14 protein-coding genes are annotated in these 13,549 nt (G+C 30.0%); 2 read left to right on the forward strand and 12 right to left on the reverse strand.

All coding sequences use genetic code 11. The features are described 5' to 3' along the window. Nucleotides 1-429: 429 nt before the first annotated feature. From BR69_RS0109655 to BR69_RS0109700, 10 genes are all read right to left on the reverse strand, one after another. Nucleotides 430-1,353 (reverse strand): DUF2935 domain-containing protein, encoded by a 924-nt coding sequence (locus tag BR69_RS0109655; RefSeq protein ID WP_027633011.1) that lies wholly within the window; start codon nucleotides 1,351-1,353, stop codon nucleotides 430-432. A gap of 570 nt (nucleotides 1,354-1,923) precedes the next feature. Further along, complete coding sequence (locus BR69_RS0109660; protein WP_027633012.1) at nucleotides 1,924-2,349, reverse strand: flavodoxin; 426 nt, start codon at nucleotides 2,347-2,349, stop codon at nucleotides 1,924-1,926. 243 nt (nucleotides 2,350-2,592) lie between these two features. After that, a complete protein-coding gene (rpsD, locus tag BR69_RS0109665) occupies nucleotides 2,593-3,183 on the reverse strand; it encodes a 30S ribosomal protein S4 (protein WP_027633013.1) in 591 nt (196 codons plus the stop codon). 400 nt (nucleotides 3,184-3,583) lie between these two features. Continuing rightward, entirely contained in the window at nucleotides 3,584-4,564 is a 981-nt protein-coding gene (locus BR69_RS22290) for a xanthine dehydrogenase family protein molybdopterin-binding subunit (RefSeq protein WP_027633014.1), read from the reverse strand. Continuing rightward, complete coding sequence (locus BR69_RS22295; protein WP_027633015.1) at nucleotides 4,564-5,832, reverse strand: xanthine dehydrogenase family protein molybdopterin-binding subunit; 1,269 nt, start codon at nucleotides 5,830-5,832, stop codon at nucleotides 4,564-4,566. Before BR69_RS22295 ends, BR69_RS22290 begins: the two co-directional genes overlap by 1 nt. A 1-nt stretch (nucleotide 5,833) precedes the next feature. Continuing rightward, entirely contained in the window at nucleotides 5,834-6,355 is a 522-nt protein-coding gene (locus BR69_RS0109680) for a (2Fe-2S)-binding protein (protein WP_027633016.1), read from the reverse strand. A 16-nt stretch (nucleotides 6,356-6,371) separates the two neighbouring features. Then, nucleotides 6,372-7,235, reverse strand: a complete 864-nt coding sequence (locus tag BR69_RS0109685; RefSeq protein ID WP_027633017.1) for an FAD binding domain-containing protein — start codon at nucleotides 7,233-7,235, stop codon at nucleotides 6,372-6,374. Nucleotides 7,236-7,556: 321 nt separating this feature from the next. Continuing rightward, nucleotides 7,557-8,483, reverse strand: coding sequence for an N-acetylmuramic acid 6-phosphate etherase (murQ, locus tag BR69_RS0109690; RefSeq protein ID WP_027633018.1), 927 nt, complete (start codon nucleotides 8,481-8,483; stop codon nucleotides 7,557-7,559). A 590-nt stretch (nucleotides 8,484-9,073) separates the two neighbouring features. After that, nucleotides 9,074-9,766 carry an iron-sulfur cluster repair di-iron protein gene (gene ric / locus BR69_RS0109695; protein ID WP_034849659.1) on the reverse strand — a complete coding sequence of 231 codons (693 nt, stop codon included), beginning with the start codon at nucleotides 9,764-9,766 and terminating at the stop codon, nucleotides 9,074-9,076. Nucleotides 9,767-9,845: 79 nt separating this feature from the next. Beyond that, complete coding sequence (locus BR69_RS0109700) at nucleotides 9,846-10,520, reverse strand: Crp/Fnr family transcriptional regulator (protein ID WP_027633020.1); 675 nt, start codon at nucleotides 10,518-10,520, stop codon at nucleotides 9,846-9,848. Between the two features lie 131 nt (nucleotides 10,521-10,651). Here BR69_RS0109700 and BR69_RS0109705 point away from each other — a divergent pair, with 131 nt between their 5' ends. Continuing rightward, a complete protein-coding gene (locus BR69_RS0109705; RefSeq protein ID WP_027633021.1) occupies nucleotides 10,652-11,500 on the forward strand; it encodes a MurR/RpiR family transcriptional regulator in 849 nt (282 codons plus the stop codon). Between the two features lie 191 nt (nucleotides 11,501-11,691). Here BR69_RS0109705 and BR69_RS0109710 read toward each other — a convergent pair whose 3' ends face one another. After that, nucleotides 11,692-12,174: a CD3072 family TudS-related putative desulfidase gene (locus tag BR69_RS0109710; protein ID WP_027633022.1), complete on the reverse strand. Its 483-nt coding sequence runs from the start codon at nucleotides 12,172-12,174 to the stop codon at nucleotides 11,692-11,694. A 200-nt stretch (nucleotides 12,175-12,374) separates the two neighbouring features. Here BR69_RS0109710 and BR69_RS22470 point away from each other — a divergent pair, with 200 nt between their 5' ends. After that, nucleotides 12,375-12,944, forward strand: a complete 570-nt coding sequence (locus BR69_RS22470) for a CD3073 family putative ECF transporter S component (RefSeq protein ID WP_034849662.1) — start codon at nucleotides 12,375-12,377, stop codon at nucleotides 12,942-12,944. A gap of 152 nt (nucleotides 12,945-13,096) precedes the next feature. Here BR69_RS22470 and BR69_RS0109720 read toward each other — a convergent pair whose 3' ends face one another. Further along, the gene (locus tag BR69_RS0109720; protein ID WP_027633024.1) at nucleotides 13,097-13,537 is read right to left on the reverse strand and encodes a nucleoside deaminase; all 441 of its coding nucleotides are present in this window, start codon (nucleotides 13,535-13,537) and stop codon (nucleotides 13,097-13,099) included. Nucleotides 13,538-13,549: the final 12 nt, after the last annotated feature.

Raw genomic sequence — 13,549 nt, forward strand, 5'->3', positions numbered from 1 at the left:
GAAAATTAAATATAAACTCCACTTAAACTATTAATATTAAGTTTGTCATATTTTTAGTTCTGAAGTGTTTTATCTATATATATCTTTATTTAAAGTTTAATCTAATAAAAATATATAAATTAAGCTTTTCTTTTAATACATATATTGCATTAAACAACTTACATTTCACTAGCTGATGACTCAATAAGTTTCAAGCGAATCCAATGTAGTTTTAATATTAAAACTTATATAATAAATTATTTATTATTACTATACTCATTTATCTTTTTGAAGTAAATAATTCCAATCTAACTTTAGAAGATTAAAAAAGACCTTACTATAGTATTATACCTATATAGTAAAGCCTTTTCCTTTATATTATATAATTTAACTTTTTACATTAACTAATTTATTTTGCTTAAGTCTATTGAATTTTTAAGGTGTTTTTTACTAACGCTTTTCAAATATTTTTAACAAGCGTAAATAATGGTTTGCTTCCCTTAGAGTATGATCCGCTAATAAAGGTATTATTATGGATTTAATTTTACACTCTAATAATCCTTTAGTTCCTTGTTCCTTAAAGTCACGTATAGCCTTAGTTGACTTCATAGTTTCATTAGTAAGAGCTCCAATAGGTAGAGTTTTTTCCATGGCTACTTTTGCTTCCATTGTTAATTTATCAAACTCATTTCCAAAATCATTAGCAATCTTCATAAGTGCTTCTTCAGTAGGATCAAGAAGTCCACGGATAAATTTAGCATGTTCTGCCATAATGGTATCCCAGAAAGCTTCTTGCTCATAGGATTCTTTTTCTACATCAACTTCTTCACGTTTTTGTAGTCTTTTAACTATGCTTAGGTAAAGTCTTGCCTCCCTTAAAATATGATCTATAAGTAATGGGTAGTTAGCTGTAAATACCTTACATGCTAAAACCTGTGATAACAACATTGTTTTAAATCCGATTAAGGCTGTTATTAGTCTTATAGATCTATCATTAATAGCAAATACTTTATCTTCAAGGATTCTATCATCCATAATAACTCTATGTCCCTTTAGATTCATTTCTTCCTGTGTTAAGTTAGTTTGAATTTTAACTCCTGTTAGATAGGATGAAGCCATTTCAGCTTTTAGTGTGTAAGGTGTTACCACTTCTCCTGACTCCAATACATCAGAACTAACAACTCCATTAGAAACACTTATAACTTCTGATAATAGCTTATCAAATTCTTTTCTAAAAGTATCTGCTTGAAGTATAAAATTTGAATCTGCTGGTACAAAGCCCACTTCTAGAAAAAATGAATGTTCCTTCATAATACGTGCAAAGAAGAGATGTAACTCTAATGATTGCCTTATAAAGTCAACTCTAGATAGCATAAGTAAATCCTCCAAATATAAAATTCTTAATCTTTATATTATATTAATAGAAGATAGTTACTGTTACTATTTTCCATATTACTATTGTATAAAATATATTTTTAATAACCATCTGCAATTATATCTAATCCTAATTACATTTTATATCTACTTTATATTACAATGATTGATAGATCAATATCCTTAAAATGAATCTAATATAGTTTTATATTACAAACTTATATATGCTAATTACTAATTAAATAATAGTTATAAAGGTAAGTGATTCTATAAATTTAATTCATTTAATAGTTTTATAAAAAAGAGTGTCACCATCTTTTTAGATGGTGACACTCTTTCTACGGACACGTTTATTTACATGGTCTTGCCTTATCTTAGGAGGCCCTATACCTTATAAGGCATAGATATAGGGTGTGTGTAATTAATCATTAAAATCTGGAGGCTATATATCTACTGGCGGGTAGACATATTCCTTGTGTATTTGTGTGTAATTATTTAACTTTAAACTCTTAAAGGTTTTAATGTAAATTAGTTCTTAAAAATTATGTCATGAATATCAATTGGATTGTTTTATGAAGCTAAAATCTTACCATAGTTTATACACTTATCAGCTTCTTCTCCTTCTGGGAATGAATTTACTATGATGCCCTCTTCAATAACTTCTGCTCCATAGCCTTCCATTCTTGCTACCCAGCTTTCCATCCATTCACCACTTCCCCATCCATAGGACCCAAATAAGCCTAGCTTTTTACCTTTTACTAAATCCTTAATTGACTCTACAAATGGTTCCATTTCTCCTTCTTCTATAACTTCATTCCCCATAGATGGTGATCCTAAAGCTATAATTTCTGAATTTTTTATGGTTTCTTCAGTAGCTTCTGATACATTTAGTAAAACAGTCTCTGCACCTGATTCTTTAGCTCCTCTTTCTATAAGTTTTGCCATCTCCTCAGTGTTTCCTGTTCCACTCCAATAAACTATAGTAATCTTACTCATAAAAACCCCTCCTAAATAAAGTAATCATAAATTAATGATTATCTTTAACCCCTTAATTAATATTGATTTTCATTTTCAATTATTATTATACACGGTGTAAAAATAAAGTCTTATAAATTTAACCTTTTAATTTATAAAATTTACTTATACCTAAAATTAAGTATTTAGCACAAAAATATAATCCCTATAGGTATGGGTAACCTATAGGGATCAAATGTAAACTTAGGTAAAATATTATGGGTCTTATTTAGAATAAAGTTCTACTACCTTTTGCTCATCAACCTCTACTGGTACTTCCTGTCTTTCAGGCATTCTAACCAGCTTACCGCTGAAGTTTTCTGCATCCTTTTCTATGTAAGGTAGCGTACTTATTGTATTAATGAAATTTTCACTGAACATTTCATTTTTTCTATATTTCTCTTTTAGAGTTATTTCATCTCCTACTTTAACTCCATAAGAAGGAATATCAACTTTTTGTCCGTTAACTAACATGTGTCCATGGTTAACCATTTGTCTTGCTTGACGTATAGAACTTGCAAATCCCATTCTATATACAAGATTGTCTAATCTACATTCTAAAAGTTTAATTAAAGCATCTCCTGTAATTTCATGGCTCTTCATAGATTTTTCCATGTATCTTCTAAATTGCTTTTCTAATACTCCATAGTAAGACTTAATCTTTTGCTTCTCTAGAAGCTGCACTCCATAGTTTGACAATTTTTTACCAGCTCTACTAGTTTCTCTTTTATATCTCTCCATAGCTTTTGGATGTCCATAAATATTTACTCCTAGTCTTCTGCTTAATTTAAATCTTGGTGTTCTTATCTTGGCCATAATGCCCTCCTAAAATAATTATCTTAATAATTGCCGCGATAATTATTGCTAAGTGCCATCTGATTTTGATTATACACCAAAAAAGATTAAATGAGAACTGTTTTCATTTACCATGTGTAGAATTTATAAATTTATATGTAATAATTAAACTTTCTCTCCTTATGTTTAAAATTATAGAATTATTTATTTGGGGACGGTTAACATCTTATATCCTATCTTATTTTAAAATTTTTAAATAATTAATACTTAGGGACGGTTAATACTTTATAGCATCTTTACCTTTTTCAAGGTTATTATCTATAAAATATTGTTAACCGTCCCCATCATTACTAGATTAATGATTAATTAACTATTTACTTATTATAAAAGATACTATACCAATAAAATGTTAACCGTCCCCTTACTTTTCCTTATCTTTTATTGCTTTTAAAAGTCTTTCTGGGGTTATTGGTATCTCTGTAACCCTTACTCCTACAGCATTATATATGGCATTTAAGATAGCTGGAGCTACTGCCACCATAGTTGGCTCTCCTATACCTTTTGCGCCAAATGGAGCTGTAGGTTCTGGGTCTTCTATTATTATATTATTTATATCTGGGACATCCATAGAGGTTGGTAATATATAATTAGTGAATCTATTATTTTTTATTTTTCCATTATTTAATCCAATATCTTCAAAGATAGCATATCCCATTCCCATGGCAAATCCCCCATCCATCTGCCCTTCTATAAGCAATGGATTTAAAGCTTTTCCTACATCCTGAGCATGAGCTGCCTTTATAACTTCCACTCTTCCTGTTTCAGTATCCACTTCTACTTCTACTGCACAAGCATTAAAAGTATATGGCCAGTAAGGGGCTCCTTGTCCTGTTTCTCCATCCATTTCTACAGTCTGAGCTACAAACTGAGCTTCTTTTCTTATATTTCCATAAATCTTTGCAATTGACTCTATACTTATTCTTTTACTAGGGAAAGTCTTTAAATATATTTCTCCCTCTCTAAATTGAAGCCCTATATTATTATTTAATTTAAGCTCCTTCGCTGCTATATTAGTAAGTTCTTTTTTTAGCTCCTCTGCTGCCATTTTTATAGCATTACCTGTGTTATATGTTTGTCTACTAGCAGCTGCTGTTCCTGAGTCTGGGGTTATCTTAGTATCTTCATTTATAAAATTAATATCTTTAACCTGAAGTCCTAATACCTCTGCTGGTATTTGACTCATAATAGTTTTTGCACCTTGTCCAACTTCAGTAGCTCCTACATATATGTTAACCGTCCCGTCCTTTTGAAGTTCTGCAATAGCATTAGACACATCTGGGAACCCATTACCATAGCCTGTACCATAAAATGCACTTGATATTCCTATTCCTCTCTTTTTCATTATTTATCACCATCCTTTGAAAGATTCATAGCCTTAGAAACTGCCTCTAGGCATTGAATAACTGGAACACTTTCTGTTAAAACTTGTCCCGTTGCTGTTTCTGAACCCTTTCTAAAAGCATTCTTAAATCTTATTTCTAAAGGACTAATATTTAGTTTCTCTGCTAAAGCATCCATTTGTCCTTCATAAGCTATAGGTGATTGGGCCGCTCCAAAACCTCTCATAGCTCCTGTAAATGGATTGTTTGTATATACTGCATAACTATCTACCTTTACATTCTCTATGACATAAGGTCCTGATATATGAACTCCAGATTTTCTTAAAACATTTACTGCCCATGAAGCATAGGCTCCTGAATCTCCTATTATTTTAGCTTCCATAGCATGTAATGTTCCATCACTCTTTGCTCCAGTTTTAATATGAAATGTAATAGGATGTCTCTTAGAGTGAGCTATAAAGGATTCTTCTCTTGAATATACCACCTTTACAGGTTTCTTAAGTTCCATTGCTGCCATAGCAATGTGTATTTGAAGAGTTATATCTTCCCTTCCTCCAAATGCTCCTCCAATGGCAGGGTTTATAATCCTAACTTCTTCATTTTTTAAACCTAAAGCTTCTGCTACTTCAATTTGATCAAAGTGCGGATATTGAGTTGCAGCACATACTACTACAGTTCCACCCTTCTCAATATAAGCTACTCCTGCTTCTGGCTGTATGAATCCGTGATCCACCATAGATGTCTTATAGGTATTTTCTACAATAGCATCACATTCATCAAAAGCATCTTCTATATTCTTTCCCTTTCTTATCTTATAGTGATATATAATATTACTTTCATTATTATGAACCTTTGGTGATTCATCTTTCATTGCCTCTTCTGGATCAAATATAGCTTCTAATTCTTCATAATTTACCTCTACTAACTCTAAAGCCTTTTCTGCTATCTTTTCACTTTCTGCTACAACAAAAGCAATAGGATCTCCTATTCTTCTTACTTTCTTAGCGCAAAGCACCTCATGATCTTTAAACATTACTCCATGATGATTTTCCCCTTTAATATCTTTATGAGTAAATACTTTTAAAACTCCTTCTAAGCTTTCTGCCTTAGATATATCTATATTTATATTGGCATGGGGCTTAGTGGATCTAAGTGTCTTTCCATAAACCATATTATCCATATATATATCTTGAGGGTATACAGCTTGTCCTGTAACTTTTGATAAGCCATCAATTCTTAATACGCTTTTTCCAACTACATCGTAGCTCATATTAATTACCCTCCTTACATTCATATTTAGTTGCTATTTCCTTTGCCTTATCTATATCATTATTTAAGTAACTAGCTGCTATTTCTACTGCATCAACAATCTTATTGTAGCCTGTACATCTACATAAGTTTCCTGATATTCCTTCTCTTATATAATCCCTATTTGGATTTGGATTTTTATCTAATATAGATTTTGCTGCTAAAACCATTCCTGGTGTACAAAATCCGCATTGAACTGCCCCTACATCTAGAAATGCCTTTTGTATAGGGTGTATTTCCTCTCCATTTTGAACTCCTTCTATAGTTAAAATTTCTTTTCCCTCAGCTTGGAATGCCATAACTAAGCATGAATCTACTAATTCTCCATCCATAATAACAGTACAAGCTCCACATTCACCTTCACTACACCCTTCCTTAGTTCCAGTTAAATTAAGCTTGTCCCTTAATAGATCTAAAAGTCTTAAATCTTCCTCTATATTAACATTGCAAATTTTATTATTAACTATTAAACTTATATTCTTCATATAACCACCACCCTAACTATTTTCTATCCTTAAGAGCATTGTTTAAGGCTTCTTTAAATATTCCCTTTATGGCTTCTTTTTTGAACTCCATGGAACTTCTTCCTTTCAGCCTTTCCTTAACAATAATCTCAAAGAATGAACATGCTTTTTCCATAAAACTCTCATCAACTTTTCTACCTATTAGAACCTTTTCTAGTTCAAATTCTCTATTAGGAGTAGTTGATATAGCTCCGCTACCTATTCTTATATCCTTGCAGTAATCGTCTTCATCAACTTCTATAAAAATAGCACAAGAAATTCTAGCAATGGCAAGAGCATTTCTAAGTCCTAATTTGCTAAATCCAACATATTGATTACTTAAAGGTGTTTTAAATTTTACAGAATAAAGTATTTCATTATCTTTTAAATCTACTTGTCCCTTTCCTAAGTAAATGTCCCTAAGATTAACTTCTCTATAGCTATTTTTACTTTTAATAAGACAAGTAGCTCCCAATGCTAAAAGTGGCGGCACCGTATCTGCAGCTGGAGAGCCATTACATATGTTTCCTCCCACAGTTCCTCTATTTCTTATTTGAGGAGATCCTACTGACTTTGCTGCATGGCTAAGTCCCTTTACTTTTTGTATTAGAATCTCATTATTCGAAATTTCAGTAAATGTGGTTCCAGCTCCTATTTCTATGAACTCACTATCTTCTCTTATGAACTTTAACTCTTCTACACTTGATAAATCCACAAGAACTTCTTTTTTTAGCTTCCTTTCTTTTATCTCTATAACTAAATCTGTTCCTCCTGCTAACACTTTAGCATTTTCCTTGTAGGTTTCAAGAATCTCTAAGGCTTCATTAACCCTGCTTACCTTATACACCTCTTTTAACTCCACTATTATTCCCCCTTATTTTTAAAGTTAAAAAACAAAAGTATATTGGGAATTTTCTCAATATACTTTTAATTTATTCTATACCCTAGTACTTCATATATCAAATTCAAAATATAAATAAATATTATTCATGTAAATATATTTATTTATATTCTTATATAGCATAAGTTATGCATATATGTTAACTCTATTATTTACAAACAAAAACAGTTGTAAATGAAAAATCATTCACAACTGTTACGTAATATAAAGGTATATACTAAGCTTTACTTTCCTATATTATAAATTTTAAAATTTTTTCCTTAACAAATATAATACAAGAACTTATTTTTTAATATTTGTATTATTAAATTCATATATAGCCTTTGCTATATATCCCTCATGTTTATTTAATAACTCCATAGCCTTATCTTTATCCATAGATGTTACTATCATTAATATTGATAACTTAACATCATAACCAGTAACCTGAAGAGTTTCTACAGCTTCTTCTCTTTCAGCACCTGTGGCCTCCATAACTATTCTCTTAGCCCTCTCTACTAGCTTTTCATTAGTAGATTTTACATCTACCATAAGGTTTCCATATACTTTTCCTGTTCTTATCATGGCACCAGTTGATAACATGTTAAGTACCATCTTCTGAGCAGTTCCTGATTTCATTCTTGTAGATCCTGTTACTGCCTCTGGTCCTACTAATGGTGCTATTGATATCTTTGAAACCTTTGAAATTTCTGATTCTGGATTACAGGTAACTGAAACTGTAGTTACTCCTAAGCTATTTGCATATTCAAGAATCCCTATAACATAAGGTGTTCTTCCACTAGCTGCAATGCCTACAAGAACATCATTATCGTTTAGTCCAATAGCTTTTAAATCCTCTACTCCTAATTCCTTGGAGTCCTCTGCTCCTTCTTTAGCTCTAAATATAGCCTCATGTCCCCCTGCTATAATCCCTTGAACAAGTTCTTCACTTACTCCATAAGTTGGCGGACATTCTGAAGCATCTAATATTCCTAATCTTCCTGATGTTCCAGCACCACAATATATTAATCTACCGCCTCTTTTAAATGCCTCAGCTATTTCATCAACAGCTTTAGAAATACTAGGAATCTCTTTTTCAACAGCATAAGCAACTTTTTTATCCTCAGTATTTATCATACTAAGCATCTCAGCAGTAGATACATTATCTATATTTTTAGTATTTTCATTTATTTTTTCTGTAACTAACTTATCTAAATTTATTTTTTCCATATCTCTTCCCCCTCATTAGATTTATCTTATGCACATATACATAAGCAAACAATTTGCCTAATTAGTATATTGATTACATATAATTAACTACCTTTTATCATTACGAGAAATCGTTTTACTTCTTAATTTTATTATACATGTTTGAAATTTAATTTCAATATTAAATTATATTTATTGAAATTAAATTCCCTTCCTTTTATTATTATATAGATTGAATTTTAAATATTACAATTAAAGAATAAAAATAAAAGATAAAATCCAATCATTGCCTTTATTCTTTAACTGTACAAACTTTTATGCAATATATACTTAATAATTTCTATAAGTTTATAAGGCTTTAATTTATAAATAAATCTATTTGGAGTATTATAAAAATTTAAAACTTTAAATAAATTACAACCTTATTAAAATTTATATTTTAAGCCCTACTATATCTTAAAAATATCCATAAAAATAAAATAACCAATAGGATAAATAAAATATCCCATTGGTTAAAAACCTTTATTTAAAAGCCTCTTTATTATACTTATCTATTTCATAATAGATCTACCCTCTAATAACTATTATGAAATAGATATATATTATATCCATTAAAGATATCTAGGAAATAATATACTCTCTTCTTTATGAATATGTGTAAATAAGTCTTCTTCTAGTGCTATAAGCCTATTATAAGTTAGCTTAAAAGTAGTACACATAGAAGAATCTATCTTATAATTATTAGTTATATTTCTTATATCCTTTAATATATTCCCTGCTGTATCATGCTCTTCATGTCCTTCTCCTATAAGTTCTCTTATCCTTAGAAGTATGGATTCATCTTCATTACTCATGTACTCTTTCATAAGAGGAAATATACTCTCTTCTTCTTTTTCTAGATGCTCTAGTATATCCTTTTTAAGTAATAAAAACTTTTCTCTAACCTTTTCTAACATTTTACCATGATTATCATAGTGGACTCTTAGTATCTTATCAATAAGAGCCTCTAGCTCCTCTACCTCAACTTTTGTATATTTATGATGATTATTATTTATATGATCTATTAATTCATCACTTTTAGAGTCAATAAAGGTTTTAATCGGCTTTTCATTCTTTAATACTTCTAAATATTTAGTATTTACTTCTTGAAGTATTTCATCTGGATTAAGTCCTTGCTCTTCACAAGCCTTTATAACACTTCTATTTCCATTACAACAATAATCCATCTGATACTTATTAAAAACTTTAGATGCCTCCATGAAATTTGCAACTATATATCCTAAATTATCTCTTTTATTAAACATAATCTCAATCACTCCCTATATATTTCATGATTTTATTCTAAGATAAATATAAAAATATATATGTGATTTAAATCAATTTTTATTTGTTTTTTAAAACAATTTTTTTATTACTTATAATTTTTATAAATCCTTCATCTTCTAGTTTCCTTAATTTACGACTTATAGTCTCACGAGCAACCCCTGTATAATTACCCATATCCTCTTTTGATATAGGAAGGGTAATTTCAACCCCTTCTTTACTTGGGCTGCCTCCTTCTCTCGAAAGTTCTAATAGTAAATTTATTATTCTACTTTCCGCATCATTTGTTGCCAAGGTTTCTACTAACTTCTGCAGCTTGGATATCCTCTTAGAGAACACCTCTAATATCTTAAATGATATTTCTGGATATTTATTTATAAGAGCTTTTATATCTTCCTGAGTGAAGATACAAAGCTTAATATTCCCTAAAGGTGATGCATAAAAGTCATAGTATTCATCTCTAAATAAGGAAAGTTCTCCAAAGAAATCACCTTCCTTAAGAATATGAAGAATTTGCTCCTTGCCTTCATTAGTATAAGTAAAAAGCTTAATGCTTCCCTCATTTATTATAAAAATTTTTGAACTTTTTTCATTAGGGGAGCATATTATATTCCCTTTTTTGTACTCCTCATGAGATGACATCTTAACAAGTTCTAATAAAACATTATCAGGTAAGGCAGAAAATATAGGTACCTTTCTTGCACATAATTTATTTATACAATGCTGACACTTCATAACACATCAAATCCTTCAACTAAAAATTTATCCTATATAAAAATAATATCATAATTAAAATCTTAGGTTTACTAAATAAGTTAGAATAGAGATAATATATTATAGATTATATTTTATTTAGGGGTGTTTCTATGAGCGCATTTATAAAAATAAGAGAAAACTATAAGTCATTTACTAATTCTGATAAAAAAATAGCTGACTATATAATTGAAAATCATAAGGATGTAATTAATTATTCTGCCCAAGAGATAGGAGAAAAAACCCGTACCTCTCCTGCTTCAGTAATAAGATTCTCAAAAAAATTAGGCTATAATGGCTTAGGGGAACTTAAAATAGCTTTAGCAATTAGCGATGATACTTCTAGTAAAAGGGATAATATAGATGACATCATAAATTTTGGTGATAGCTTAGATTTAATGGTTGATAAACTAAAGATAAGAAGTGATGATACCATAAAAGATACAGTATCCCTTATGGATATACCTAAATTAAAGGACGCAGTGGACTACTTAAAAAATGCAAATTATATATACCTATTTGGAGTTGGAGCTTCTGCTATAGTTGCCCTTGATTTTCAATATAAGCTTCTTAGAATAAATAAGAAAACCTTCTTTCATATGGATAACAATCTTCAAGTGGCTACCTCTGTACATATCACACCAAAGGATGTGGCTATAGGAATATCCTATAGTGGAAGAACTAAGGAAGTTAACATGGCTATGAAGAGAGCTAAAGAAAATGGTGCTAAAACAATAGCCATAACTAAATGTGGTAAAAGCCCATTATCTTCTATATCAGATATAATTCTTAATATACCAAGTGTAGAAAAAGAACTTAGAATAGGAGCAATTTCCTCTAGAAATTCTGAGCTTTTTCTAACAGATACATTGTTTTTAGGAATTACTATGGATAGTCTTAACGGCCTTGAAAATTACTTAATTAATACTAGAAAAATAGTAGAAGCTCTTAAAGAAATATAAAATCAACCTAAAAGAGGTGTTCACATCTTATAAATTAAGAAGTCTATTTTAGTTTCTTACATTCTTTCTTAAGTTACATATAATAGCTAGAACTTAAAAAACTTATAAAAGTGCAAGGACTAACTTATAATTAAGTTAGTCCTTGCACTTTTATAATGATTCTTTAAGGTATTAACTCCTACTATTCTTCATTATATATTAAAAGTTTTTACTAATTCTTCTTTTAGCTCATCCCACTTATCATCTAAATCACATGCTGGTATTTCAAATCTATTAATATTTATATCTTCTTTTATAAGAAGTTTTATAAACTCATCCATAAATATCCCTCTTCCCCCTGTTATTCCACAGGTTGGGCTATGGTGTATTCCTATTAAGCCTACTATTTCATAATCATTAGCTTTATACTCAAGCAAGTCTTTAACCACAGGTTCAGCTAAGGTTCTACAAAGCCTTCTATAATCATGACAGTCATACTCTTCTATAGTCATAGGCTTTCTTGTAAGTCCCAAAAATTTAAATTCTGGACAAGGAAGCTGTATTATTCCTATTCCCCTATCTAATATAGGCTGTATTATATCAAATGCTCCTTTGGCTCTAGCTAAAGGATTAACCACACTATTTTGATTTAATATACAATGACTAACAATAACCACTTTGTTACTTCTATTCATTTATAATTCACCCCATACATTAAAATTGAATATTGAAAGTTTTAATTCATTATTTATTTTATCTATATTTACTATTTAAATGTTGAATTATTTGTATTCTAAATACTTCCTTATTATCCTATAAATATAAACTATTTCTAATATCCATTTCTATTAACTAAAATTGTTATTGAATATATTTTAAGGAGGATTTTATCAAAATGAGGAATAATAAGTCTTTTATCCTAGTTCTATGTTCCATTGCCATAGGTATAAATATAGCCTTAGGAGCCTTATGCGCAAGAATTCCCTATTTATCTAGCTACGTTTTTCTAGATACTATAGGTACTATTTTTATAGCAGCTTTATTTGGTCCAATAAGCGGAGCTACTGTAGGCGCTATCTCAAATATATTAGCACCTATATTATCTGGTAACCCTAGAACTATTCCCTTTTTCCTAGTTAATATGGCTGTTGGGTTAGTGGTAGGTCTAATAGCTAAAAAATTTAACTTTAGCTTCAAAACAGCTCTATTAACAGGAATATCACTTTCTATTATATGCCCACTGGTAGGAACCCCTATATCTGTATATCTCTTTGATGGTGTTGTAGGTTCTGGAACTGATGTATTTTTTACCATACTAAAGAATTCTGGAGTTAAAGTTTTCTCCGCTGCATTTATTCCAAGAGTATTTTCAAATTTTATAGACAAGATCCTTTGCTGTTTGTTAGTATCAAGTGCATTGAAGTATATACCTTTAAAATATAGAGAATATAACTCTAATTTTTAAACTTTATATAATAAAGTGTCATACTCCCTAATATTTAACAATATAAAGGTATTACTAAATACAATATTATTTTAAATATATCTTATAAACTGTACTCTGCAAAATGTACATATATAAAGAAAGTAAAGTTATATTACTCTCTAGAGTACAGTTTAACTTTTTCTTCTCTCTTTAAAAAAGTTAATTAAAACACTACTACATTCTTCATCATAACACCATTTTACATTGGTCCACTTATTTAAATTATCATTCTCCAAGATATTTATCACCGATCCTGCAGCCCCTGATACTGGATCGAAGGTACCTATATATAATTTACTTATTCTACTTTGAAGTATAGCTCCAGCACACATAGGACAAGGCTCCAAAGTTACGTACATAGAACATCCATCAAGCCTCCAATTATTAAGAACCTTGGTAGCTTCATCTATAGCCATAATCTCTCCATGAGCTAATACAGAATTTAGTATCTCTCTCCTATTATATCCTCTTGATATAATTTCATCATCTTTAACTATAACTGCTCCTACTGGAACCTCCCCTAACCTCTTTGCCTTCTCAGCTTCCTTTAATGCCTCTTTCATAAAATCCATAACATTCATTCT

It is taken from the genome of Clostridium hydrogeniformans DSM 21757 (assembly GCF_000686705.1).
Lineage (GTDB): Bacteria > Bacillota > Clostridia > Clostridiales > Clostridiaceae > Clostridium_Z > Clostridium_Z hydrogeniformans.